Annotated in this window: 18 protein-coding genes and 14 pseudogenes; 21 read left to right on the forward strand and 11 right to left on the reverse strand. The window is 67.9% G+C overall.

All coding sequences use genetic code 11. The features are described 5' to 3' along the window. Positions 1 to 735: 735 nt before the first annotated feature. A pseudogene (locus tag ACWD10_RS08080) lies at positions 736 to 1,130 on the reverse strand (IS5 family transposase); the annotation flags it as partial. A 109-nt stretch (positions 1,131 to 1,239) separates the two neighbouring features. On the opposite strand from ACWD10_RS08080, the gene ACWD10_RS08085 reads away from it, so the two are divergent. From ACWD10_RS08085 to ACWD10_RS08115, 7 genes and pseudogenes are all read left to right on the forward strand, one after another. Next, positions 1,240 to 2,358: an abortive infection protein gene (locus tag ACWD10_RS08085; RefSeq protein WP_451088212.1), complete on the forward strand. Its 1,119-nt coding sequence runs from the start codon at positions 1,240 to 1,242 to the stop codon at positions 2,356 to 2,358. 263 nt (positions 2,359 to 2,621) lie between these two features. Continuing rightward, positions 2,622 to 3,228, forward strand: a pseudogene (locus tag ACWD10_RS08090) (SDR family NAD(P)-dependent oxidoreductase); the annotation flags it as partial. 4 nt (positions 3,229 to 3,232) lie between these two features. Then, positions 3,233 to 3,319, forward strand: a pseudogene (locus ACWD10_RS08095) (NAD(P)H-dependent glycerol-3-phosphate dehydrogenase); the annotation flags it as partial. A 370-nt stretch (positions 3,320 to 3,689) separates the two neighbouring features. Beyond that, positions 3,690 to 3,911 (forward strand): annotated as a pseudogene (locus tag ACWD10_RS08100) (nuclear transport factor 2 family protein); the annotation flags it as partial. Positions 3,912 to 4,663: 752 nt separating this feature from the next. Beyond that, entirely contained in the window at positions 4,664 to 6,046 is a 1,383-nt protein-coding gene (locus ACWD10_RS08105; RefSeq protein ID WP_451088214.1) for a NucA/NucB deoxyribonuclease domain-containing protein, read from the forward strand. Between the two features lie 38 nt (positions 6,047 to 6,084). Continuing rightward, positions 6,085 to 6,522 carry a hypothetical protein gene (locus tag ACWD10_RS08110; RefSeq protein WP_451088216.1) on the forward strand — a complete coding sequence of 146 codons (438 nt, stop codon included), beginning with the start codon at positions 6,085 to 6,087 and terminating at the stop codon, positions 6,520 to 6,522. Between the two features lie 972 nt (positions 6,523 to 7,494). Further along, positions 7,495 to 8,304, forward strand: a complete 810-nt coding sequence (locus ACWD10_RS08115) for a hypothetical protein (protein ID WP_451088218.1) — start codon at positions 7,495 to 7,497, stop codon at positions 8,302 to 8,304. Positions 8,305 to 8,540: 236 nt separating this feature from the next. Here the strand turns inward: ACWD10_RS08115 and ACWD10_RS08120 are convergent, their stop codons facing one another. Then, positions 8,541 to 8,780 (reverse strand): helix-turn-helix transcriptional regulator, encoded by a 240-nt coding sequence (locus tag ACWD10_RS08120; RefSeq protein WP_451088220.1) that lies wholly within the window; start codon positions 8,778 to 8,780, stop codon positions 8,541 to 8,543. A gap of 364 nt (positions 8,781 to 9,144) precedes the next feature. Here ACWD10_RS08120 and ACWD10_RS08125 point away from each other — a divergent pair, with 364 nt between their 5' ends. Next, positions 9,145 to 9,339, forward strand: coding sequence for a hypothetical protein (locus ACWD10_RS08125; protein ID WP_451088222.1), 195 nt, complete (start codon positions 9,145 to 9,147; stop codon positions 9,337 to 9,339). An 87-nt stretch (positions 9,340 to 9,426) separates the two neighbouring features. After that, positions 9,427 to 9,642: a hypothetical protein gene (locus ACWD10_RS08130; protein WP_451088224.1), complete on the forward strand. Its 216-nt coding sequence runs from the start codon at positions 9,427 to 9,429 to the stop codon at positions 9,640 to 9,642. A 222-nt stretch (positions 9,643 to 9,864) separates the two neighbouring features. On the opposite strand, the gene ACWD10_RS08135 is transcribed toward ACWD10_RS08130, so the two are convergent. After that, complete coding sequence (locus ACWD10_RS08135; protein ID WP_451088226.1) at positions 9,865 to 10,602, reverse strand: DUF6544 family protein; 738 nt, start codon at positions 10,600 to 10,602, stop codon at positions 9,865 to 9,867. A gap of 124 nt (positions 10,603 to 10,726) precedes the next feature. On the opposite strand from ACWD10_RS08135, the gene ACWD10_RS08140 reads away from it, so the two are divergent. The 4 genes from ACWD10_RS08140 to ACWD10_RS08155 all read left to right on the forward strand — a co-directional run bounded on the left by ACWD10_RS08140 (position 10,727) and on the right by ACWD10_RS08155 (position 12,931). After that, positions 10,727 to 11,329 carry a TetR/AcrR family transcriptional regulator gene (locus ACWD10_RS08140; RefSeq protein ID WP_451088228.1) on the forward strand — a complete coding sequence of 201 codons (603 nt, stop codon included), beginning with the start codon at positions 10,727 to 10,729 and terminating at the stop codon, positions 11,327 to 11,329. A 211-nt stretch (positions 11,330 to 11,540) separates the two neighbouring features. Next, a complete protein-coding gene (locus ACWD10_RS08145; protein ID WP_451088357.1) occupies positions 11,541 to 11,873 on the forward strand; it encodes a transposase in 333 nt (110 codons plus the stop codon). Positions 11,874 to 11,962: 89 nt separating this feature from the next. Then, positions 11,963 to 12,343: a transposase gene (locus ACWD10_RS08150; RefSeq protein WP_451088359.1), complete on the forward strand. Its 381-nt coding sequence runs from the start codon at positions 11,963 to 11,965 to the stop codon at positions 12,341 to 12,343. 213 nt (positions 12,344 to 12,556) lie between these two features. Beyond that, positions 12,557 to 12,931, forward strand: a complete 375-nt coding sequence (locus tag ACWD10_RS08155; RefSeq protein WP_451088230.1) for a transposase family protein — start codon at positions 12,557 to 12,559, stop codon at positions 12,929 to 12,931. Between the two features lie 198 nt (positions 12,932 to 13,129). Here the strand turns inward: ACWD10_RS08155 and ACWD10_RS08160 are convergent, their stop codons facing one another. Then, a complete protein-coding gene (locus ACWD10_RS08160; RefSeq protein ID WP_451088232.1) occupies positions 13,130 to 13,498 on the reverse strand; it encodes a VOC family protein in 369 nt (122 codons plus the stop codon). Between the two features lie 245 nt (positions 13,499 to 13,743). Here ACWD10_RS08160 and ACWD10_RS08165 point away from each other — a divergent pair. Both ACWD10_RS08165 and ACWD10_RS08170 read left to right on the forward strand, forming a co-directional pair. Beyond that, a pseudogene (locus ACWD10_RS08165) lies at positions 13,744 to 14,270 on the forward strand (IS110 family transposase); the annotation flags it as partial. Positions 14,271 to 14,855: 585 nt separating this feature from the next. Continuing rightward, the gene (locus tag ACWD10_RS08170) at positions 14,856 to 15,413 is read left to right on the forward strand and encodes a hypothetical protein (protein ID WP_451088234.1); all 558 of its coding nucleotides are present in this window, start codon (positions 14,856 to 14,858) and stop codon (positions 15,411 to 15,413) included. Between the two features lie 117 nt (positions 15,414 to 15,530). Here the strand turns inward: ACWD10_RS08170 and ACWD10_RS08175 are convergent. Continuing rightward, a pseudogene (locus tag ACWD10_RS08175) lies at positions 15,531 to 15,879 on the reverse strand (bifunctional 3-phenylpropionate/cinnamic acid dioxygenase ferredoxin subunit). 438 nt (positions 15,880 to 16,317) lie between these two features. On the opposite strand from ACWD10_RS08175, the gene ACWD10_RS08180 reads away from it, so the two are divergent. After that, positions 16,318 to 17,742, forward strand: a complete 1,425-nt coding sequence (locus ACWD10_RS08180) for an MFS transporter (RefSeq protein ID WP_451088236.1) — start codon at positions 16,318 to 16,320, stop codon at positions 17,740 to 17,742. 201 nt (positions 17,743 to 17,943) lie between these two features. Here ACWD10_RS08180 and ACWD10_RS08185 read toward each other — a convergent pair. Beyond that, positions 17,944 to 18,633 (reverse strand): annotated as a pseudogene (locus ACWD10_RS08185) (transposase); the annotation flags it as partial. Positions 18,634 to 18,650: 17 nt separating this feature from the next. Here ACWD10_RS08185 and ACWD10_RS08190 point away from each other — a divergent pair. Then, a pseudogene (locus tag ACWD10_RS08190) lies at positions 18,651 to 18,779 on the forward strand (MlrC C-terminal domain-containing protein); the annotation flags it as partial. Positions 18,780 to 19,031: 252 nt separating this feature from the next. Then, positions 19,032 to 19,492, forward strand: a pseudogene (locus ACWD10_RS08195) (carboxymuconolactone decarboxylase family protein). Between the two features lie 117 nt (positions 19,493 to 19,609). Here the strand turns inward: ACWD10_RS08195 and ACWD10_RS08200 are convergent. The 4 genes and pseudogenes from ACWD10_RS08200 to ACWD10_RS08215 all read right to left on the reverse strand — a co-directional run. Beyond that, positions 19,610 to 20,080 (reverse strand): annotated as a pseudogene (locus ACWD10_RS08200) (IS110 family transposase); the annotation flags it as partial. Between the two features lie 246 nt (positions 20,081 to 20,326). Then, positions 20,327 to 20,482, reverse strand: a pseudogene (locus tag ACWD10_RS08205) (IS5/IS1182 family transposase); the annotation flags it as partial. A 37-nt stretch (positions 20,483 to 20,519) separates the two neighbouring features. Beyond that, on the reverse strand, positions 20,520 to 21,161 hold the full coding sequence (locus tag ACWD10_RS08210; RefSeq protein ID WP_451088238.1) for a GNAT family N-acetyltransferase: 642 nt from the start codon (positions 21,159 to 21,161) through the stop codon (positions 20,520 to 20,522). A 318-nt stretch (positions 21,162 to 21,479) separates the two neighbouring features. Further along, entirely contained in the window at positions 21,480 to 21,950 is a 471-nt protein-coding gene (locus ACWD10_RS08215) for a flavodoxin family protein (RefSeq protein ID WP_451088240.1), read from the reverse strand. Between the two features lie 193 nt (positions 21,951 to 22,143). Here ACWD10_RS08215 and ACWD10_RS08220 point away from each other — a divergent pair. Continuing rightward, positions 22,144 to 22,765: pseudogene (locus ACWD10_RS08220) on the forward strand (hypothetical protein). A 324-nt stretch (positions 22,766 to 23,089) separates the two neighbouring features. Here the strand turns inward: ACWD10_RS08220 and ACWD10_RS08225 are convergent. After that, positions 23,090 to 23,563, reverse strand: a pseudogene (locus ACWD10_RS08225) (DUF1684 domain-containing protein); the annotation flags it as partial. 71 nt (positions 23,564 to 23,634) lie between these two features. Between ACWD10_RS08225 and ACWD10_RS08230 the strand changes: the two are divergent. Beyond that, positions 23,635 to 23,830: pseudogene (locus ACWD10_RS08230) on the forward strand (F420-dependent methylene-tetrahydromethanopterin reductase); the annotation flags it as partial. 243 nt (positions 23,831 to 24,073) lie between these two features. Next, positions 24,074 to 24,412, forward strand: coding sequence for an LLM class flavin-dependent oxidoreductase (locus ACWD10_RS08235; protein WP_451088242.1), 339 nt, complete (start codon positions 24,074 to 24,076; stop codon positions 24,410 to 24,412). The last annotated feature ends 106 nt before the right edge of the window (positions 24,413 to 24,518 follow it).

Below are 24,518 nucleotides of genomic sequence, written 5' to 3' on the forward strand. Positions count from 1 at the left end.
ACGCTGCGGAACACGCAGGCAGGAACCGGCCTGCCCGGGCCGGACGACTGGACAGCCGGGCAGGGGTCAGGCGTTCATCAGGTGTTCGGCACGTGTCCACGGAGACCCAGTGACGGCCGCGCAGCCGACACTGAGCCCATCAGGACACCGGGATCACGTCGTACCGTGACCGGGGAGCACAGGCAGCGGTGTGGTCACGCATGGTCTGGCTCCTCTCGCTGGACTCGACGGATCTGCTGAACTCGGTGTCGCGTGCGGCTCGTTCGCCGCGTGCGCAGCGAGTGTAAGGATCGGGCGTGGTCGCAGGCACGTGAATTTTTCGAGTGCCAAGCTCGGCGGGAGTGGCAGTCCGCCCACGGCCCTCGTGACGTCCTCGTACGTATACGGATGAGCCCCGCGTGTCGTGTGATGCGCCGTCGCCATGCTCGCTACTGCGATCCGAGGAGGTGAGACCGGTCAGCGCTGCGGCAGGCCGCACGGCCGTCGACGATGAGGATGCGCTCCGGTCGCAGGTCGCAGGCGCACCACAGGTACGCGTCGGGCTCCGGTGGGATTCGCCCGCCTGCCGCAGGCAGTTGGCGACCGGGCCGCGGTAGGTGCGGGCGGGCGCTCCGGCGCGGCCGATGCGCAGGATGCAGTCCTCGAGCGGATGCGGGAGGTGCTCGCCCAAGTGCTGGCGTTCGGCCGGGTAAACGCTCGCCCTCAGTGCGTCGACCTGTAGGCCCGTGTCCCGGCTCATAGCCGCCGGTGGCCGATGAGGATGGCAGCGATTCCGACGAAGGCGAGGAAGTGCTCGGGCTTTCGTTCGTAGCGGCGGTGAAGCGTCGGCAGCCGGCCAACCAGGACACCGTGCGCTCGACCACCCACCGGTGTCGGCCGGGGCGTTGCGAGGACTCGATCCCTTTGCGGGCGAAACGGTGGCGGATGCCGCGTTCGCGCAGCCATTTCCGCAGGTGGTCATAGTCGTAGCCCTTGTCGGCATGCAGCTTGGACGGACGGCGTCGGCGAGGACCATGGCGGGAGCGGATGGGAGGGATACCACGCACGAGCGGCTGCAGCCCGAGGCTGTCGTGGGTGTTGGCGGCGGAGATGCCCAGGGACAGAGGCAGTCCATTGCGGTCGGTGACCAGTCGGGAGTCCGCGCTCGAGCCGAAGGTCGAGCGCGGCAGCGACTTTGGTCGACGTGTGCGAGCCCTTCGGCCGATGCGGCGCCGACCGCACTCCGTACAGGCTCACGGTATGACACCAGTACCGATCGCCCGCCGGGTCCTGCTCGCGGGCTCCGCGGCCCTGGCCACCGCGGCCCTGGGCACCGCCTGCACCGCCGACAACGCGCGTGACCGCACGACGTCCACCGACGCGGCGGCGTCACCGCGGACCGCAGGATCGCTTACCTACAAGGGCGTCAACTTCGATACGGACCGGGAGGTCTGGCGGAGGGAGTTTGTCCGCCGGGAGATCGCGGCCATCAGGGAGCAGCTGCACTGCAACGCGATCCTGCTGCTGGGCCACGACCTCGACCGGCTGACAGAGGCCGCATCGATCGCGGCCGCGCACGGACTGTTCGTCTGGTTCGAGCCGCGGCAGTTCGACAAGGACGCGGAGCAGACCCTTGCCTTCCTCGGCTCGGTGGCGCGCGCCGCCGAGCGGCTGCGCGCCCGGCACCCCGGCGTGGGCATCGCGCTCGGCACCGAGCTGACCATCTTCATGTCCGGCCTGGTGCCGGGCAAGGACTACATCGAGCGCGGCCAGGCGCTGGAGCGCCCCGAGTCGGCCGGCTACCAGGAGCGGCTGAACGCCTTTTTGGACCGGGCGCTGAAGGCCGTACGGCCGCTGTTCAAGGGGCGGATCACGTACAGCTCCGGGGAGTGGGAGGAGGTCGACTGGCGCGGCTTCGACGTCGTGGGGGTCAATCTGTACCGGAACGCGGAGAACAAGGCCACATACACCAAGAAGCTGCGCGCCCTGCACCGGCACGACAAGCCCGTCGTCATCACCGAGTTCGGCTGCTGCACTTTCACGGGGGCCAAGGAGCAGGGCGGGTCGGGCTTCAACGTGGTGGACTGGGAGCGGGAACCTCCGGTGGTCAAGGACGGCTATGTGCGTAATGAACGGGAACAGGCCGACGAGATCGGCGAGTTGCTGGACCTCTACGCGGCCGAGCGGGTACACGGCGCGTTCGTCTACAACTTCATAGCCCCCGACTCGCCCTACTCCCCGCAGCGCCGCCACGACCTGGACATCGCCAGCTTCGCGCTGGCCAAGACCTTCCCCACCGGGACGCGGCGCGGCTATGCGGAGACCGGGCAGTGGGAGCCCAAGCGGTCTTTCCACACGGTGGCCCGCCGGTTCCGGTGACACCTGCCGCAATCGGTGCACATGAACCCCGGTTAGTCAAGTGGCGATCATCAGGACCATGGATACCTCACTTGCCGTCACCTGCTCGAACGAGGAGGAACCGCCGATCGCTGGCCATCCCCCAACACCGTTACTGCCAACGGGCCGCGGATTCCGGTGTTTCTGTATGAGCCAATGCCAGTGAAGTTGCGGACCCTGCAGTCGGCTCGGTGTGAAGGTGGTCCTGTCGCAGGAGCGCGTCGGCCCGCTCCTCTGGCCTTGACCGTCTGGACGCGCTGGTCAACAACGCCGGCGCCGGCCACCTTGGCACGCTGGAGCAGGAGAGTGTCGAGGACGTGCGCGCCGTCATGGAAGTCAACTTCTTCGGCGTCCTGCACGTCACCAAGGCGGCCCTGCCCATGCTGCGTGCGAGCAACGGCCGCGTGGTGACCGTGACCAGCGTCGGTGGCGTGGTCGGCCAGCCGTTTCAACGAGGCGTACTGCGCGGCCAAGTTCGCGGTCGAGGGCTTCATGGAGTCGCTCGCCCCGGTCGCGGCGACGGTCGGCGTGGCCGTCAGTGTGGTCGAGCCGGGCGCGGTGGCCAGCGAGTTCGTCAGCAACGTGGGCGACCGCGACACCGTGGTGGAGGAGGCTGGCCCGTATGCACCCCCGCTGGCGGCCTACCTGGCCCGCACCCGCGATGCCTTCGCCGCCGCGCAGACGCCGCAGGGCGCGGCGGCACCGATCGTCGAGCTGCTGGAGGCCGAGCAGCCCGCCTTCCGGGTGCAGACCTCGGATGCCGCGCGCGCGTTCACCGCCGTGAAGCTCACAGATGGCGACGGCTCGGCCGTGCAGGCCCTGACCAGCACATGGATCGCCCAGCCAAGGTGAACTGGACCCGCTCACCTTCTCCGGCCTGGCCGGAGTCGGCGACCTCACCGCCACCTGCACGTCACCGGTCTCCCGCAACCGGACCTTCGGCGAACAACCGCACCCTCGACGAGCCACCGCACACACCCCGGCCCTCACGGGGTGCGCGTACGAGCTGTATGGCTGCGTAGGTGAGATGTGAGAACGAATGTCGGCGAGTGCTGGCAGCGGTTCTGGCTCGAGAGGCCCGGTAATGTCGGTCAGCAGTAGAAACGGCTGGGCCATGCCGCCGCCCAACCCCGCTGTGATGGGGCTCCTTGAACTCGACTCTGTCCGCAGTTCCGTGAAGGCGTCGTTGCATGAGGAGTGGAAGACATGGTCGAGACGGCACGGAGTGGCTGCTGAGTAACGTTCGGGGAAGCCCACGCTTCCATGCGTGGGTCTGATAAGAGTTGATCAGGGAAGCCGAGACTCTTGACCCGATGGAACGTCTGATCTCCGAGCGGGCATGTGAGCGACTGATCGTCGAGTTCGTCCGTCGGCTCGACCTCGGGGATCCGAGCTCGGTGGCGGACCTGTTCACGCCGGACGGGATCTGGGAATGGCCTGCCGGCGATCGCCGCATAGCAGGCCGCGAGGCTCTTCGTGACTATTTCGGCAGCCGGCCCGCGGACCGGATGTCGCGTCGTATGTGCACCAACATCCGGTTCCACGGAACGCCTCGACCACCCCGGTAAGTCAAGACGATGACCTGCTGAGCTCTGACCCCGAGGATTCATCTGGTCCCGGGCCTAAGCCGCAGGCACTCACGGAATCGCGGTCCAGGCCGTTTCCAGGAGGGGGTTCAGCTGATCGGCTGTTGTTCGGCTCGGGCTCGGGGAGGTAGTGGCGAGGCGGTAGGAGGCGGTGCCGGTCTCGATGATGGTGCCGTTGAAGGTGAGGCGGTTGACGATGGCTGCGCAGAGGGCAACCCTGGCTGCTGCGGCGTACGGGCCGCCGGACCGAGTTGGCGGGTTCGGGATCGACCTGCCTCAGTCGCTTACGGTTTCCGGGAGTTGAGGGAACTCGGCGTGCATGGCGAGGAGGTACGCCTCGTGCGGCGAGATCTGCCGGAGCAGCACGACCAGGAGCGCAGCGAGCCTTCGGCTTTGAGCGTCCGTGCCGATGTCCGTGCCGCCCGAACGGTGCGGAGTCCGTCCGGAGACGCGGGCTGCGCTGGCTGGCGCGTTGCTGGGTTCGGAGAGTTCGAGCTGGGCCCATGGACATCGGTCAGTGATTGGGGTGAACAAGCCAATCACCCTCTTTTAGGGGCGAGATAGGGCGCGCGTGCCCGTAGCGTGTCCAGCGTCATGGACCTGGCGTTGCCGGTGGGGGGAGTGACAACTCTCGTGGCGACGTCGTGTACCGCTACCGAGGGGGACACCATCTCGTGAACCACCGAGGATCACGCAGGCTGTTGACCGCGGCCGCCGCAGCCGGCCTGTGCGTCTTACTCGCGCTGCCGGCCGGGGCCACCGAGGCGACTGCCGCGGACGACGGCGGTGCTGGGAGCACCCCGAGCGCCCAGCACAAGGGGGAAACCACCACCGACTTCACCTTCGTCAGCAACGACCCCGAGCCCAAGCCGGGCGAGGCAGCCGCGGCGCCCTCGTACGACCTTGAGGACCGTCGTAGCAACAAGGCCGCTCCGAAGGAGAGCCCGGCGGACGTCAAGCAACGGCAGGAGGCTGCGCGCAAGCTCCACGAGCTGCGGGAGAACGGCCGGACGCTGGGAGCCCGCGCCAGGCAGTACGAACTCGACGGCAAGCAGGACGCGGATGAGCGGCCCGGCCTCAAGCGGCGGGACCCCGACATCAACGTCTGCATGGAGAACAGCAACACCTACCGCGAGTACGGCTGGACCATCGACCACTTCTTCTACTGCCAGGGCACCCGGCAGACGCTGTACAAGCAGCGATGCAACTGGTTCTTCTGCTACCCGGTCGGCTCCTTCAGCTTCCGGGCGACCACCATCGGCGAGGGCTACGACAACCGGCGCCGCGTCTACTACGGCACCCTCCTCGACGAGATCAGGATCCAGGGCGATATCTCCGGCCTCCGCCTGCGGCACAGCATCGACTGCGACGCACTGGGCGACAACGACCCGGCGTGCGAGGCGGAGTTCGGCAACGGCCGCACCGACACGCTGCAAGGCTGGCAGCGCGACAATGCCTCGTACCACTGGTTCCGCTCCGCCCACGACGGCGACGGCGCCGACCGGAAGGCGTACTACAACATCAAGCAGGTCTTCACCGGCATCCAGGGCGCACGCACCAAGCCCATCACCACAGGCCGAGGCGGCCACCGCTGCGACTCAGCGAGCTACATACCGGGGCGCAGCAGCGCGTGCGTCTTCGATGTGGTCATCCCCGTCATGAGCAACATCAGCATCCGCGACCCGCAGGTCCGCCATACGGCACGCAACATCCGCGACGCCCAGTACCGGCCGGAACGCACCGAGCCGGCCGCCTCGTACAAGGACGTCCCCGGAGCGCCCGACAGCGGCCAGCCGCTGACCCGCAACTACTACGACCGCGACCAGCAGGACCGCAGCCGCAACCGGGTGCGGGCCGTGTGCGAACGCTACTGGCCGGGGTACGGCGGGCGCGGCCTGCAGTGTGACGAGTACCCGTTCGCCTCCACCTACCAGAGCGCCGGGGCCAACCCGCCGCACGTGAACTTCGCGGCCAAGCCCATCCCGAGCGAGGACAACCGCAAGGGCGGGGAGAAGATCGCCGAGTTCTACAAGGAGGACCGTATCCTCGATTCCGACCCGTTCTGCGTACGGATCGGTAGCTGACCGGTCGCCTGTCGCGCGGAAGGAGGTGAGCGGGCGTCGTGTCGGCCGAACTGCGCGCGGAGCGCACCGCCGAACCCCGGATCTCGTACTTCACCTTCTTCCTGCGCGGCCTGGAGGACGGCGCCGACCCGCAGGCCGCGAGCGCGGCCGTCAGCGCGCGCAAGCGCTGGACGGTCCTCGCGGGCCCGGGCGGCGCGGTCTTCCGCTGCGGTACGACCGACCACCGCCCGCTCGTACGGACGCAGGTGTGGAGCGCCGAGCCGCCCCCGCCGGGGGGAGAGTGGGACACACAGGAAACCGTCCGGTTCGCACTGCACACCGAGGGCCGCGTACAGCTCAATGAATGGGACGGCTACCCGGCGGGCGACGTGCTGGACCTCGGGAGCCCGGGCACATACGCGCTGCGCGCCGCTCGCCGGATGACTCCCTCCTCGGCCGGTATGGAGGATTGGCTCCTCCAACTCTGGCCCGCGTGAGGCGTTGCGACAACGGCAGCGCACGTCGGGGTCGCTGTACGGAAACTGGGCAAGACGTTCAAGGCCACGCGGAAGTATCCCGAACTCGCGCCCTCCCGCCGCCTGCACATGAGCAAGCCATTCACCGGCCTTGGAGACGCCGTCACCGCACCGTGCACCGAGCTCACCACCCGACGGAAGGCTGCTCCTCCCGCACTACCGGCACACGACAACGGCCTACAACCGTGCGCCCGCACCGACGGCGTGGATATCTGGGCGGAGACACGACCTCTGACGTCCGGTCGGCGGGGTGCTGTTGGAGCGGTACGGCGCCGGATTTCAGCAGGACTATTCGGTGAGCGATGCGGGCCGTGAGGCGTCTGGCCACCCGGCTGATCAGCACGGCGAAGCGGGCCACGGACAAGGAACGGCTCTCGTCGCCGTCGACAGATGTGCGTGAGCGAGGCCCCACTGCACGTCGGTGAGCGGCATCTTCGGGTCCCGGGCGAGCCGGTGGGCGGCCGTGTCCGCAGGTCATGAAGGGTCCAGTTGGACTCCAGCAGATCATTGGCCCGGTCGAACATCGCCTTGGCCGCGGTAGTTCAAGGGTCGCCACGGCCGGCGCAGCGTCCACCACAGCGCCTCGTTGTGGCATCCGGGGAAGGCCGGGCGGCCTGGCTTTGACGGGCGTGGACCATCCGGTCTCCCCGGGACCCGAGAGCATCGAAGCCGGACAAGACCACGCTCCAACACCCCCTTGACCCGTGAACTTGTTGACCCGTGAAACTTGGCCAAACCGGCCAAAGATCAACAACGGAGATCCCGGGAGGGGCGGGAAGCTGGGGACAGCGCCGCATACACGGCGCTCGCGAGGGGCCGGTTGAAGCCGCCGCCGCACGATGTCACGGCTCCTTCGCATCGTCCGCCGCAGGGAGCGTCTCGCTCATCACCCCAGGCTGGCATGGGCCGAAAGAGACGACCTAGAGTGACGAGATGCCCCTGCCCGCCGACCGGACCGCCCTGGACCTGCTCGATGCGCACCTGGAGGCGCTATGGGATGGAACGGACCTCCCGCTCGCGCAGGAGCCGTTCCGCATCGCGGCAGAAGAAGATGGCGAGCTGCTCCACTGGGCCCTCGACCAGCTCCGGCACATCCCCTGCGAGCCGAAGCACACCTTTGCCCGTCAAGTCGGCGGATTGCTGGCAGAGTTCCGCTCCCGTCGCTGTCCCTGGAACGCTGCGGCGCTGCGGCTGCTCGACGACACGTACACCTTCGCGGCTACCGGCCCTCGGCGGTGCGAGGACTGGGCACACGACGTCCGCGCCGTGCTGCACCGGTCGGTCCCCGACCCGCGGGGCTGGGTCCGACTGGACTGGGACCGCACCAACGACGCCCGCGACATAGTCCCTGCGTACCCCTTCGACCCTCCGGACGCATCGGAGTTGCCCGGCCGGCTGTACCCCCTGGAAGCGGAGGCGGCAGTCGCCGCGCTCGCCATCATGACCGAGCAATGGCGCTCGGAATCCGCCCCCGTCCGCTCCCGCCCGGACCGGGAGGCCGTGCTGGCGGATGCCCGAACCCTGCTCAAACGGTACGGGCCCACCGCGCGCTACTGGACCAACGCGACGGCCGCCGCCTCTGACCGGGCCCCGGACTTCCTCGCAGCGGGCCTCCAGGGCATTGAATCCCATTGCGTCCTCACCACCGAGTACCTCAACGGCCTCGACCTCTTCGAGGACTTGGGCCTGATCGTGGTCAACGAAGATGAAGTGGGCGTTTTCTGGTCGATCCTTGCCTACTGACGACGTTCAAAGAAGGCACCTGGTAACCGACTACCCCCGCCTCTGCGACCCCCAGCCGGGCACCGCCGCCGTTAAGAAGCAGGCTCTGGCACAGATCTTGGGGAGCGGTCGCGGAGCTCCCCCCGATGGTCGACTGCGATGGGTCGGGTTGCCGACGGCCAAGTACCTCTCCACGTTCGACGGCTTGTGCGGCACGTAATTCCCCAGGCGAGGACGTTGCCGAGCAACGGAGATCGTCAAGGTGTCCGAGGGGCGAGCAGGCGTCGCAGTGCCGTCGGTGTACGACCCAGGTACTGGCGCAGGGTCCTGGTCATGTGCGCCTGGTCGGCGAAGCCGAGGTCTGCGGCGAGGGTGCCGAGGCTGCTCTCGCCCTCCTCCAAGCGGTCGAGGGCGCGGCCGATGCGGACGCGGTGCCGATAGCGGGTCACTGACACCCCCAGTTCGCGGCTGAAGGATCGGCTCAGGTGGTAGGGCAAGACGCCCAGCTCGGGGCATACGCGCGCAGTCCCAGAGGCATGAAGGCCGCCACGTTCCGGAACACAAGCAGGTCCAGGAGAATGCGAGCCTCCGGGCAGACCTGCGCGGTACTCGTAGCGGCGGGGATCGGGGCCTTCCCTGAGGGAAGCAACTGGAGGGCTCGGCCGGCCTGTTGGACGCTCTCGCCGGTGCAGAGGCGGCGGCGCAGGGCCAGATCAAGGGGTAGGGCGAGAGGAGGCACCCCGCGGCGGGCGCCTCCCCCGTGCGGCGGATAGGTTCGCGACCTTCGGACGATGCCCGGACACCGCGTAGGTGGCGATGATCAAGGCGTATGCCATCACACGCCAAGATCGGAGCCTCACCGTGCTGAAGTGGACCCTGCGCGCCACCGCCGTCCTCGCCATCGCCGCCGCAATCACCACCCCCTTCGCCGTGCCCGCACCCGAAGCAGTGGCCGCCACACCCGCTGTCGCCGTCGCCGCGCCCGCATCCGCCTCCGACACCCCGGGGACTGAGCTCACCGCCGCTATGAAGGGGAAGGCGCCCGTCGCCTTCTAGACACCCCGGGGAGACCCGGGCCACGCCCCGGAGCAACAGCCTGGTTGGCGAGGAAGGTCTGTCGCGGTCGCTGAAGTCGGCGACGACGTGCGGCTGACGCGCCCGGGCGTCGGCGTCGCCGAGCCGGTCGTGCAGGGCGTCGAGGTCGCCGTGGGCGGTCGTGACCGTGGGACGGTCGCGCCGGACATGGGTGAACTCCCGTTACTGTGCAGCTGGCTTCGTGCACTTTCAGCGACAGCGTTTGTCGATGAGTTTCAGCAGCAGTTGACCATCCACTTGTCGGGGAATATTCACGAGAAGTGACGGCAGTGCTGTGTCGCCACGGCGGACGGGGCGATCGACGTCCGTAGCGGGACTCTGCTGCCCGAGTCCAGTCAGCTTGACCACCCCGCCCAGTAACCCGATCACAGGACCGGGTCGCGCCAGCTCGCATGGAGTCGGGAGGGCAGACGGGTTGTCCTTGACCCGCCGGTCCGGCTCGCGCCAGGCGGATTGCCCTCCATGGTGGTGCCTATCAACTGCCGGTCATGAACTGAAGCGTGCGTTCTCGACGATGGCGTGGAAGAAGTCGAACTCCTGCTCGCTACCGGCCCGCCAGCTGGCCCGGATCTCGGAGGGGATGGTGTAGCCGTCGAACGAGTTCTCCGCCTCGGCGCGGGCACGGAAGGCGACCCAGTCGTACGCTCCGGTGTCGGTGAGATTGCTCCACCGGCACAGGCGCAGCTCGGCCAGTTCGCCGTGTGGCCCGAGGCGGAAATCGGCGTGAATCTCCTGTCCGTCAACAGGCATCGTCAGGTGGCTCCCCTCCGGATGGTCGGACCATGTGCCGCCGAGAGACGGGTGGAAGGCCGACGGCAGCCAGGTTGATTCGACGACAAGTCGGGAGCGGGCGGAGCGTGCCAGGTCGGGGCCGCGCTGTGTCCGAACGGGGATGATCCCGAACGCGCGCACACAGGAGCTCGCCTGCCCGCCTGCATAGGTGTCCTCGATGGTTGCCCGGACAGGTCCCCGGCGGGCGTGCGCGGTCACCTGGTAGGAGACCCCGGCGCGGATCGTCTCGGTGGCGCGGAACGGCATCCACGGGCCGCCGGGCCTGAGGCGTACCTGGCCCGAGAAGGTGATCACCGCCTGCCGGGCCAGTGGTGTTCCCGGCCGGATGGCATGGGTGAGATAGCGGGCGGCGCCCGGCGGCACCTGCCCGGTCAGGAGATCCGGAGGAACGTGCTCCGGGTTGGAGGCGGCATTGGCCCTGGACGTGTCCACGTCGACCATCTCCCTTCGTGCGGCTGTCTGGCCGGAATCGAAGACTGGCGGGTATTTCACCGACTGGCAAGTCGGTAAGATGACCTGCATACGGCAAGGCTCGTGCAGAGAGGTGCCAAGTCACGTGACACTGCGTCAACGTCAGGCCTCGCAGACCCGCCAGCTCCTACTGGAAGCCGCAGCCAGGGTGTTCGCCCGCCGCGGCTACAGCCGGGCGACTATTGATGACGTCGCGGCCGAGGCGGGCGCCTCCAAGGGAGCGGTCTACCACCACTTCGCAAGTAAGCGCGCCCTCTTCCAGGCCCTGATGGCCCATCGCGCCGCCGGGCTCGAGCCACTGCGTGCATTGGCTGAGGGCGCCGAGTCCCTGCCAGAGCTTGTCGACGGGCTCGTCGAGCTCTGGCTGGCACGCATGCGCGACCTTCCGGAGGCGGTCGTACTGTCCCTGGAGGCGCGGTTGCAGGCGATCCGCGACCCCGAAGCCGCCGCACTGCTCGGCGGCTACTACTGCGCCCTGCGTGACGCACTCGACGAACTACTCCAGGCGGCAGCTCAGCGGTTCGCATGCACCCTGCCCCGCCGTCAACCGGCCCTGGTCGTGTTCGGCATGCTGGACGGCATCTGCCAGCAATGGGCCATGGATCCCGACCATGCGGACCCCGAAGACCTACGTGAGGTCCTCACCGGAACCCTCATGGATTTTCTCGGAACAGAGCCGAAGCGGTAAGACCCGCTGGTGCGACCGGCAACTCGGTGAACCTGTCCGTTCACGGCACCAGGGCCTGTTCTGAGTTGAGATCACGGAGATCGGGTTGTTCGGTCCTGGCAGGGTGTTGGCTGCGGTAGACCGGTCTCGTGACTCGTGATGATCTGACCGATCCCGAATGGGGGTTGATCGAGCCGCACTTGCCGCTGGGTGAGCGTGGCCCGATACCGACCTGCGCGCCTACTTCAACGCGGTGATGTGGCGGTTCCGCGCCGGAAGCCCGTGGCGTGACGTGCCGCAGGAGTACGGATCCTGGTGGACGGTCTACGACCGGTTCCGCATGTGGGCGTCCGCCGGGGTCTTCCAGGAACTGATGGAGGCGATGATCGCTGAAGCAGCGGCGCGCGACGCGGCCGATCTGAGCCTGGTCAGCGTGGACTCCACGATCGCGCGGGCACATCACCACGCAGCCGGGATGACGGTCGATCCGCAGTTGCTGAAGGACCTGGAGAAGGCTGCCGTGGCGGAAAAGGGGCTGCAGGAAAGCAACAAAGCGAACCCGTAGGCGACGGGCAGCATGGCGAGGAGGACGCCCTGCGACAGCAGCGCCGGGCGCTGCGCAGGCGTTGCAAAGCGCGGCTGTGCGCCGCCGAACTGGGGCGCTCTCGGGGCGGTCTGACCAGCAAGGTCCACCTCGCGGCGGACCCGCGTTGTCGGCCCCTGTCCTTCGTCCTCACCCCCGGACAGGCCGCCGACAGCCCCCGATTCATCCCCGTCGTCGAGAAGATCAAAGTACGCGGCCGGGTCGTCCGGCCCAGGACCCGGCCGGACGCACTCGCCGCAGACAAGGCGTACTCTTCCCGCGCCCACTGCGCCTACTTGCGCCGACGCAAGATCCGGGCGGTGATTCCGGAGAAGACCGACCAAGCGGCCAATCGCAAGAAGAAGGGCTCCAAGGGCGGCCGCCCGGCCAGCAACGACGGCACGCTCTACTATGACTGTGGGGATGGCGGTGCCGTCTCGGTGGTGGTTTGACCCGCGCTACGACTGACTGTCCTGTCCAGCGTCTTGATCTGTCGACCGCTGTCCGGGGCGGCACTCGCTGTCGCCAGGCCGGCGGGTGTGTCCCGATAGGGGCCTTCGCGACAGGCACCTTCACAGAAGCTGCGCCATCTTGAAGTGGCTGGTCAGGGGCCTGGTGTGACGTTGCTCCGGGGTGCTGACGCTGGTCGTGGGCGGCAGTCTGGGGTGATCCCCACCCAGCGCCGCACCGGGAAGGCGAACCGCAAGAACTACTCCGGCAAACACCACCGCCACGGCCTGCACGTGCTCGCCCTCACCGACGACAAGGGCCGCCTGATCTGGATCTCCGCGACCCGGCCCGGCCGCACCCACGACATCACCGCCGCCCGCCGCGACCACCTCCTGGCCCACCTGCGCGCCGTCGGACTCGGCGCGCTGGCCGACCTCGGCTTCCTCGGCCTGGACGACGACCCGGACAGCCCCGTGGTGGTCACCGGCTTCAAGGCCACCCGCGCCCGCAAGCTCACCCGCGCCGAGAAGGACGCCAACCGGGTGCTGGCCGCCGGACGCGCCCCGTTGAACACGGCTTCGCCCATCTGAAGAACTGGCGGTTCCTCACCAAGCTCCGCACCGACCCCGCCCGCGCCACCCACCTGCTGCGCGCCCTGCTCGTCCTGACGAACCTACAGGCCACCAGCGACAGTTGATCTCCACACAGACTGCCGTCCGCGGCCGGCCAGAGCACCCCAAACCAACGTCACACCGGGCCCCGGCCGGCCGCTTCACGAGGGCGCAGCGTCAGTGAGCTGGGATCGGTTGGGTGAGGTTCACCGGATTGCCGTCGGGGTCCTGGATATGGGCGACGCGCTGTCCCCACGGCATGTCGGTGGGGCCGCCGCGGACCGAGCCGCCCAGCGCCGTCACCCGGCCGAGTGTCTCGTCGACGTCGTCGACACCGATGCTCAGCAGGATCCGTGGCGCCGCCCCGGTTCCCGGGTCCGCCTTGGCCACCAGCCCGAGGTCGGTGTCGCCGATGCGCAAGCCGAGGTAGAAGGCCGGGCCTTCTCCCGGCACCCGGAAGACCTCCTCGGCGCCGAACAATTTCGTATAGAAGCCGAGCAGGACGTCATGGTCGGCCGTCAGGATCACTGGCTGGATGGTGGACATGGCACTCCTGTCGCGAACGGTCGTGTCGCTGGATAGACCGTTCGAAGACGGAGAACTCATCGGCAAACCCGCCCTGCCAGACGATCTACACCCCAGACTGTCGCCCACGACCAGTACGAGCACCCCTAAACGAGGCCACGCCACCGCGCTGACCAGCCACTTCAAGATGGCGCAGCCTCACAGTCCTGACCACCCTGCCAGCCCGGCGACGGCCACCAGCCCTCCGGTTCGATGGCAGGAGACCGATGACCAGTGCCAGCATGGTCCAGCCGACCCGTTTGCATCATCACCGCCATCGCGAGGTCGTACTCGGCGTTGATACCCACTAGGACGCGCACGTGGCGGCCGTGGTCTCCACGACCGGCAAGCTGATCGGGACCCGCAGCTTTCCCACCACGGCTGACGGCTACCGGCAGTTGTTGGACCGGGCCCGCTCAGAAGGCGTGGTCAACCGGGCGGGAGTGGATGCACTGGTTCATACGCAGCCGCGTTGAGCCGCTTTCTGCACGGCCACGGGCTGGTCGTGGTCGAGGTGAACCAGCCAGACAAGGCCATACGTCGGCGTCGTGGCAAGACCGACGCCGTTGACGCTGAGGCGGCAGCGCATGCCGTGCGGTCCGGCAGGGCCACCGCGACGGCGAAGCTCGCGGACGGCCCGGCTGAAGCCCTCCGGCTCTTCAAGATGGCCAAGGTCTCCGCGGTCAAAGCTCGCACCCAAGCCATCAACCAGCTCAGGGCAGTTCAGCTACGTCGCCCGAGAGCTCTACACGATCATCATCCGAGCCCATGCCATGCCCCACGACCAGGCCTTGGCCCCTTGACATCCATAGGGGCATCAAGGCCGCAGAGTCCTACCAGGCAGCCGTCACCCTCGCGTCCCTGTTGATGTGGGCGTGACGTTTGACGACAACTCCTAGTGACCAGGGGAGATGATGTTGTTTATGTCAGACGAGTCGAATCGCCCCCTCAGCGAACTTCGCGCAGGCGAAACCGTCCAAGCGAACCATCACTAGCCATCAGCCATGGGGCATCACAGTGAGGCTCAACGGATACGAGCCGGTCGGCGCATCACTGGACACCATTCGCCGCGGCAGCGAGCCAGGAGTGAGCAGACTTGCCCAGGACCTTCCGCCGGTGGGAACAACCATCGAACTGGTCATCGGCGAAGTGCGCTCGTGGCACCACGAACCGTGGGTATGGGTGGATCTCACGAGCGCCTGGACAGAGCTGCACGGGAGCTCTCATTGCTGGCTTCAGCCCAGCCAATTCACGACATTTTGATACGCGATGCCGTCAGTAGGGGCTTCGGGCGGTGTGGGTCCGCGCGTTCACGGTGTCGTGCGGTGAAGCTGGGGGCGTGAGTATCAGAAGCGAGCAAACGGCGAGTGTCGAGCAGATCTATGCAGCGTTGGTTGCCCTGGCGGCAGAACCGGTAGCCGATCCGGATGCGCGTCCCGAGGGGCCGCAGGAAGGGGACCGCCTGCGACTGCTGGGAAACCTGCTGGCCAAGACGGAACTGGAGATCACCGCCGCGACGCGTCTGGCCGAGGAGGAGGAGATCGAGGACGTCCTCGACACGCTTCTTGGCTGGGCGAATCAGATGGGTCAGGACGTTGGCCTTGCGGCCAACGTCCTGACGAACCGCTTGCAGCGCACTGCGATGCAAATCGTGGGATCCGAGGAGGAGCAACCGCCTCCCGGCCGGGAGGCGGCCTTCGCCGCCGCGATGACGGCGGTGTATGCGCTCAGCGCCCAACTGCATGCCGAACGCGGTGATGTGGGCGGAACCCGACGGGCCTTGGGCGGGGCTGAGGAAGCCCTCATCGACATCCTGCAGGGGATGCATGACCTGCGCAGTGCCCTTGGCGACGGACCGACAGAGCCACCCAGTTTCTCCTCCAGGCCCTCGGCGTGATCCTGCTATTCCGTCTGCTCAGGAGGCGCCGAAACGTGCGCTGTACGCTGTCGCTCAGCCGCACCACCGGGTACGCGCTTGCCAAGCGTGGCGAGTATCCGTGTGCCGTTCGACCACTCAGTGCTGACCCGAAGCGTCTGTTTCCGTTTCGACGGCTTCCGCCCCGTCCACAGACTCGCGCACGTAGACCTGTCCGTCGGCAACGACGACCTCATGCGTCCGTACCGGCTTCCGCGCGGGGCCCGTTGGGTCGTCCGGTGCGGAGATCGAAGCAGGCGGCATGCAACGGGCATTCAACCGCGCACTCCTTGCCCCGGCCGTCCGAAAGCGAAGCATCTTGGTGAGTGCACGTGTCGTCAATCGCGTAGAAGACGCCATCCACGTTGAAGATCGCGATTGCCATGCTGCCCAGCACACGGACGGACTCCCCGACGGGGATATCGGACACCGCGCCCACTGATCTCATCTCGAAGTCTGTTGCATATTACAGAACAAGCTGCGCTACTTGCAACGTAGTGTCCGGCACGCTGCGCCCTCCGTCAATGCGTGGAGGAGTGCCGGTTCGTTGAACAGACCGGACTGCGGGGACGTAGCGGCTCGGGTTCGGGATCGTCCGACCCGCTGACGCGAACGCGGCGTTGCTGGGCATCGCCGGAGAGAGGTCGGGTCGGTCTGCGCCCGGCTGGCGCGCGAACTTCCATGATGTCGCGCGTGTTAATCCAGGTCGCCGAGGAGATCCCCGGTCGCCTGCGGCGTCCTGCGAGCCGTAGCCGGAGCGGAAGCGGTTGACCGCGACTGATACATCTCTTACATTTCACAGATATATCAGTCCTCAGTCAAGGATGATCATGAATTCACGCCACAGCATGTCCCTGTTGTGCATCGGACGGATTGGAGTGACAGCGTGAGCGGGCCGGGCGAGGAGCCCCGGTTCGCGGTCAACCAGGTAGGCATCGAGGATGCGCAGACAATCCGTCATGCGACTACGGCTGCCACCGTGGGAAACATCGCCGTATGGTACGACTTCGGCATCTTTTCCTACCTCGCTGCCATTGCCCTGAAGCAGGTCTTCTTCCCCCACGCCGGGGATTGGGGGGCGGTGTTCACCCTGGGCACCTTCGCCGCCGCGTTCGTGGTTCGCCCGCTCGGCGGAGTCATCCTCGGGCCGCTGGGTGACCGCATCGGCCGCACCAAGGTCCTCGCCGCCACGATCCTCCTGATGGCGATCGCGACCGCGCTGCTCGGACTCGTGCCCAGTTACGGCACGATCGGTGTCGCGGCCCCCTTGCTCGTGCTGTTCATCCGGATGCTGCAGGGCTTCTCCGTCGGCGGCGAGTACGCCGGGGCACTGACCCTGGTCGCCGAGTACGCCCCGGACCGGCGGCGCGGCTTCTTCGGCAGCTGGCTGGAATTCGGCACGCTCGTCGGATACACCCTCGGCGCGGGCGTCAGCGCGATCCTGGTCGCCACTCTTTCGGAGAGCGACCTGCTGGCCTGGGGATGGCGGCTGCCCTTCATCCTCGGCCTCCCGCTGGGCATCATCGGGATCTACTTCCGGATCCGCCTGGAGGAGACTCCCGCGTTCCGGCAGCTGATGGAGCGTTCGCCAGCGATGGCCACCATGGCCCTCCGCCGCGTATTCCAGATCTTGGTGCGCCATTACCGCTCGGCGGTGCTGATCGCGAGTGGACTCATCGTGGCCTGGAACGTCACCAACTACGTGCTGACGAACTACGTGCCGACTTACCTGACGGACACCCTGCCGCACTACGGCAAGAGCCCAACCAGCGTCGCACTGGCGACCACCCTCCAGACGGGCGTCACGCTGGCAATGCTCTGCGCCATTGTGTTCGTCGGCAGGCTCAGCGACAGGATCGGCAGAAAGCCCATCCTGATCACCGGCAGCGTCTCGCTCATCGTCCTCGGCCTGCCCTCGGTGTGGCTGCTGCGAGCGGGGCTGACCGGCCAGATCTTTGGCTTGTTGATCATGGGTTTCGCTCTGCTCTGCTTCGCAGCGGTGACCCCCTCAACACTGCCCGCACTCTTCCCCACCATGATCCGGTACGGCAGCCTCGCCATCATCTTCAACGTCATCGTGTCCGCGTTCGCGGGCACCGCACCCACGATCATCGGAGTCGCGGTCACCACGACCGGCAACCTCGACTGGCCCGGCTACTACCTCATCGGGGCAGGTGTGATCGGGCTTGTGAGCGTCTTGTTCCTCAAGGAGTCAGCCGGACAGCCTCTGGCAGGGGCGGCACCGCTCGTCTCCAGTGAGGATCTGCCCGCCCCGAGGACCTCGAAGGGCGGTATGTCGTTGGAAGACTGACCGGTACCTGGTGACCGCGGCACCAGCGACGCCTGCTTGCACGGGCTCAGCGAACTCGTCATGCTAGGTCGCGGTTTCTCAGCGGAGAGGGCGTACGCGCTGACAATGCGTCAGGGCGTACGCCCTCTCCATCTGCTCAGAGAAGGTGAACACGCACGGCAGCTTCCGTGGATGCAGGGGCTGACCCCCCCCACACGGTGCTCATGGTTGGGGCGTGAGGTTACCGGGTGCGGGCGTGCGGCATCTGGCGGGCCCGGGCGGGTGGCGCGCGGCGGGTGCGGGGAGCCCATGATCGCTTCGCTCCGGAGGGCCAGTCGCAGGAGCTCCGCGCCGCCCGGGAATGCCTCCTTCTTGTCCTGGTTGCACCCGGCGTGGGCCGGGGCGAGGTCCCACAGGGCGTCGAGGCCCGGGCCGTGCCAGCCTGAGACGCCGGAGTAGCGTCGCATGAAGGCGAGGGCCATCGTCTGCCGGTCCACGGTGATGCCCTCCTGAACCAGGGAGCGGCCGATGCCCGTGGCAAAGGAGCTCTCCATCGGCGCTCGAATTCGCGCGCCAGCGCCGAGCGCGCATCAGGTGCGCGAAGAACCGCTCGACGACCCAGCACTTCGGCAACACGACGACCCTCTTCTGGCCGTCACTGCGCTTGACGATCGCCAGCACCAGTGCCAGGGCGGCGAAGCAATACTTGATCAGGCCGCCGATGTAGCCGCCATCGGCCCAGATGAGCTCCAACAGGTGGTGCGCGTCGGCAACTTGGGCAGGCAGGCCCTGAGCTGTAATGCGGTCGCTGGTGTCCGCGGCGGTGACCGTCACCGCCAGCAGCAGGCCGAGTGTGTCGACGACGACGTGCCGTTTGCGCCCGTTGATCAGCTTGCTGCCATCGAAACCGCGGTTGTCGGCGCCGACCCGGCGACAACCCGACGACGGGCGGTGCGGGCGATGTCACCTGGGGCCTCGAACGGGTCCTGCCCCGCCAGGAGTTCAGCGACGCCTCGGGCCCGACGGTCATCTACGCCTCACTGCCCGGCCCGGCCGCCGACGTGGGTCATGACCGGCTCGGCGCCCTGTTGGCCGCCTAGGGCCTGTTCTGAGTTGAGATCACGGTGGGCGAGAGCGCCACTGGCTGACACTGCTTGGACCCGGGCCTCTGCCTGCCAAAGAACGACTGCCTTCCGTCTGTCACATTTCTCTGTCGCGATCCGTCAGGGCAGTGACAGCAACATGAAGTCTGAAGGAGACGGCAGTGGAAACACGTTTCGATCACGGCGGCGGTCCCGACGGTTCCGCGGATGTCCGAGGACCCTGCGGAGCTCGTCCCCGAGCTGGCGGAGGTGTCGGCGGCGCTGTTCAGGGTCACCGGCAACGGTTCGGTACCGCGTTCCACGATCAGTTTGGTCCAGCTGCGTGCTGGTCAGATCGTCGGCAGCACCTACCTGACCGTTCTGCACTCGGGCTTCCTGCGCAAGGCCGGACAGTCGGAGGAGCGGATCACGTCGGTGGCGTCCTGGCGGGACTCGCCGTACTTCAGTGGTGCCGAGCGTGCCGCGCTGGCACTGGTGGAAGCCGTGCTTCAGCCGTCCGCGGACGGCGAGAGGGTCTCCAACGAGCTGTATGCGCAGGCAGCCGAGCACTATGAGGCCAAGGGCTCGCCACGCTGATGCTCGCGATCGGTCAGGTCAACTTCTTCATCCCCGTAGCGCTCATCGCCAAGCCGGTGCCGGGCCGGTCGTTCACCGACCCGTGGAAGTGAGGCCACCCGGGTAAGGCTCGGTGTCCGGGTCCCGAGACGGGACCCGAACGGGCCGACCCGCAGACGCGTGGGGCGCGACCAGGAGTTGAGAAGCTGCGGCGCGTGTTGTCTGATCACGTCGGTGATCTGCTGCTTGAGCGCGGAGACCTTGGCCATCTTGAAGAGCCGGAGGGCTTCAGCCGGGCCGTCCGCGGGCTTCGCCGTCGCGGTGGCCCTGCCGGACCGCACGGCATGCGCTGCCGCCTCAGCGTCGACGGCGTCGGTCTTGCCACGACGCCGACGTATGGCCTTGTCTGGCTGGTTCACCTCGACCACGACCAGCCCGTGGCCGCGCAGAAAGCGGCTCAACGCGGCTGCGTATGAACCAGTGCATTCCACTCCCGCCCGGTTGACCACGCCTTCTGAGCGGGCCCGGTCCAACAACTGCCGGTAGCCGTCAGCCGTGGTGGGAAAGCTGCGGGTCCCGGTCAGCTTGCCGGTCGTGGAGACCACGGCTGCCACGTGCGCGTCCTTGTGGGTATCAACGCAGAGCACGACCTCGCGATGGCGGTGATGGTGCAAACGGGTCGGCTGGCCCCATGCTGGCACTGGTCATCGGTCTCCTGCCATCGAACCGGAGGGCTGGTGGCCGTCGCCGGGCTGGCAGGGTGGTCAGGACTGTGAAGGTGCCTGTCGCGAAGGCCCCTATCGGGACACACCCGCCGGCCCGGCGAAACAGCGAGGGCCGCCCCGGCCAGCGGTCGACAGATCAAGACACAGGACAGGACAGTCAGTCGTAGCGCGGGTCAAACCACCACCGAGACACCGAGACGGCACCGCCATCCTCACAGTCATACGGGTGGCCAGCTCCCGCCACTCCTTGATCTTGTTGATGCAGCCTTTTACCGTGTTCCGCTGGCGGTAGAGCTCGGCGTCGTGGGAGACGGGCCGCCCGTCCCACCGGCCCTTCTTCTTGCGGTTGGCGGCCTGATCGACCTTCTCCGGGATCAGGCACGGCGGCGCACCATCTCCGGGAAGCAGACGGCGGTCACGGGCTCCAGACCATCGTCTGCTGGTGAAGTCGTTTGCCGCCGTGCCTGATTCCTGGCACCAACGGAGTCGGACCATGCTTGGCAAAGCCCATGCGTTCGAAGAAGCGCACCGCACGGGTGTTCTCGACCAGCGTCTGCAGATGACACCCGGGCGAGTCGGTTTCGCTGAGCCGGTCGAACCATCGCCTCATCAACCCATCGGCGGCGCCGGTTCCCCGAACCGCAGGTGCCACGTTGATGTGCAGGTGCGACGGCCATCGCCCGTCCACGAAGTCTCCTGCGGTGGATTCTCGCCGGACCGTGGCCAACGCCATGTCAACCATGCCGCGCGCGAAGAACGCCGTGGTCTTGGGCCGCACGATCAGCCGGTACCTGCGGATGGCCTTCTGCATGCGCTCATTCTCGCTGGGGAACTTCGAGCTATCGAGGCATCCCGCCAGATAGCCGACCAAGGCTCCGTCAACCACAGCGACGAACAGCGAGTCCGGCTCCAAGTCCATGTATGGGTCAAGGTAGATGGCGGCTTCAGACTCCTCGTGCCCCCACAATGAAGCAGACGGAGCGCCCTGGCCTGCGCGGCCGAACAGCTTGCGCAGCTCGTCGCGGTCGGATTCCGCGAAAGTCCGGATCGTGATCATCGTTACCCCCACCTCATCATCTCAGACTTGCCACCTCGGGCCGGTCTCTACAAGACGTTGCAGAATCCGCGTCCCATCAGGAGACGCCCTCGACGGGCAACCGGTCTCCACGGAAACGGTGCTTGGATGTTCGCCGGTGACCTGCGCGCATTGCAGTGGGTGACGGAGTACGTCGCGAGTTGGTAGGAGGCCAGCTCGACTGCTGCCCAACTCCGCTGTGTCCGCCGGTCCGACAGCATGACCTGCCCCTCCGGGACTGCCATCATCTCGGGCCCTGCACTCGCATCCATGAGGAGAGGCCCCCCGAATAGGGACGAGTCAGGACACCGGCCCTCGCCCATCCCGCAGTTGCTCGGCGAACGCCCGCGCGGCGGCCAGGTCCCCGGTGTTCGGCCGCTGCTTGTTGATACCGCCGACAAGCTTGAAAGGCGTCCAGGTGTCGAACGCCCGGCATGAGAAGCTCCCGTCCACCTCGAAGCCCTTGCCTTCGAGGAGCCGGACCAGGGGGCGGGTGAAAGGCGCTAGAGGTACTTCTGGGAGCCCGCTCGTGGCGAACACGAAGGCCCGGCCCCGCCTGGTGGGAAGTGCCTTGACGAAGTCGGTCAGGCGGGGATGGAGCCTGCTGTAGAAGACGCCCGAGCCGAATCCCACGAGGTCGGCGTCGGCGAGTTCCGCCGGGCCGGCCTGCTCGGGGGAGACGACCTTCGCGCCCAGTACCTGGGCCATGCTGTCGGCGACACGACGCGTATTGCCGTGCGACACGGAGGTGCACACGATGACTGCCTTCATCCTCACGATCCCTTCTCGCGCTTCCGAAGACAGGACAGCGCAGCGGCGTCCGATGTGACGTAGGTCGGGTGTGATGGCAGCCACACCCTATGGGGCGGCAAGCCCCCGGTCGCCGGGTGGTCCAGCGATGGATGGTGAGGTTGCGGGTCGGGGGCGGCGGGGGAACGGTGCGGCCACCGTTGATCATCGTGAGTTGTGCGGTGGGTCCGGTGCGGCAGCCCGCAGCCCGCAGCCCGCAGCCCGCAGCCTGAACCCTGACCTGAATGCGGCAGTTCAGCCTCGTGCCGCTGCCTGGCGCGAACCGGTGGCCCGTCCCCGGGACCTGTTCACCGCCGGATACCGGGCCGGTCTGGTCGCCGAGGCCGAGCGCGGTCTGCTCGACTTCGTGACCTTCGAGGATGGCCTCGGCCTGCACGGCCGCACCGACCAGGTCCGCGGCCGCCTGGACGCCGTCCTCGACGCCGCCCGCATCGCCCCGCTCACCCGGCACATCGGCCTGGCTCCGACCACGGTGGTCACGCACACGGAGCCGTTCCACATCTCCACGGCCATCGCCACCTCGACTGGGAGGACGACGCGGAGATCCGGGACACCGCCACCGACCGCTTCATCGACCGCGACAAGCTGCACTTCAGGAGTTGCAGTCGGCCGGGCTGAACGGTTTCCGGCTGCGCCCCGCCGTCCTCGACCACGACCTCCCGGCCATCACCCAGGGCCTGGTCCCCGAACTACAGCGCCGGGGCGCCTTCCGCTCCGCCTACGAGGCCGACACTCGGCGCGGCCCTCTCGGCCTGGCCAGCCCCGCCAACCGCTAGGCCGCCGTCACCGCCTGAGCCGGAGGAACCCTACGACCATAAGCAGTTCGGCCTGTTCGACGCGCTGCACCCGGGCCGCCTCGACCTCGGCCTGGGGCCGCTCCGCGGCCGCCCGCCGCCCGCCGGGAGAGCAGGCGGCCCGCTGCCGACCGCCACCCCGTCGTCGACGGGCGCACCCCGAACGGCCTGCTCATACCTGCCCGTTTCTCCTTCGAGCAACTGCTCGGCTCGCCGCGACTCGCCCTGCAGTCGTTCGGGCGCGCTGACGAGCCGAGGGCGGGCCCGGCCGTACCGGTCGACGCACGCTGATCCCTGACGCGCACGTCAGGAGCAAGTCGGCTGCATGGGCCCCGGGTTGCGTCCGGCCTCGATCCCGACCGGGAGCCGGTTCTCGGCGGATGGCAGCGGGCAGGTCGCGAAGTCGGTGTAGGCGCACGGCAGGTTGGTGGCGCGGTTGAAGTCACGTACCACGCTTCCGTCGGGCCCGGGTGCGTCGACCCGCAGGGCGCGGTTGGCCGGGTACGTGGTCACGCCCGAGGTCGCGTCGGTGAACAGCACCATGAGGCTGCCCTGGACCTGACCGATGAACGCGGTCAGGCCCAATTCCCGGCCGTCGACCCGGAAGTGGATCCGGCCGGGCGCGTCGTAGACGTGCTGCGGTCCCTCGACGGCGGCGCCCACGGTGGTTGGCCGCGGCTCGGCGAAGGGGACGTACCTGCCGGTGATCACCCAGCGCGGGTCCGGTGCATACGCGGGCGTCCCGGTGAACGCGGTGCGCAGCGGATGCTGTGGCGGGCGACCGTGGACTTGCCGAAGCCGGACTCGACGACCGTGGCGAGGCATTCTCCGGGGCGAGGTCGAGGCTGCCGACCGCCCGGCAGACCTTCATCGGCACCCCGGCCACGGTCGCCGCCGCACTGGACGCGTACGTCCAGACCGACGCCCCGACGGCTTCATCCTCGTCCCGCACTTCACATCACACCCGCAGGTCTGGACGAGTTCGTCGACCGGGTCGTTCCGCTCCTGCAGGAACGCGGCACCTTCCGCGAGTACGAGGGCCACACCCGTCCGCGTCGCCGGCCATGACATGGCCGAGGGCGCCTTCCGCGAGTACGAGGGCCACACCCTGCGCGACCACCTCGGCCCGCCTACCCCACGCCCAGGAGCCGTCATGAGATTCCAGGTCCTGGCCCTCGTCGGCCACGCCCCGCACCCGCACACCGCCGAACTCGGCCCGGCCGCCGACCGGTTGGCCGAGGTCGTCGGGACCGGGGTCATCGGGACGAGTTCGGCTTCGACGCCTACGCGGTGGGGGAGCGGCACGCGCGTCCCTTCCCGTCCTCCAGCCCGGTGGTCCTGCTCGACGCCCTGGCCGCCCGCATCTCGCGGATCCGGCTGCTCACCGGCGTCGCCGTCCTCGCGGTCCTCGACCCGGTGCGGGTGGTCGAGGAGTACGCGACCCTCGACCAGCTCTCCAAGGGCCGGATCGAACTCGTCATCGGCAAGGGCGCTGAGAGGGCCACTTCGCTCTGTTCGGCCTCGACGAGGGCCTCCAGCGGGACCACCAGGCCGAAGAGTACGAGCTCCTGCGCCGCCTCTGGCGCGAGGAGAAGGTCACCTGGAAGGGCACGTTTCGCCCGCCCCTGAAAGAACGTCACCACGGTCCCGTGCCCCTAGGGCGGCCGCCCGCCCGCCGCGCGCACCCATGCCTCGGCCTGCTCGCCGGTCGCCGCTTACGCCTGCTCAAGGAGTT

The organism is Streptomyces sp. NPDC002851, from assembly GCF_053591935.1.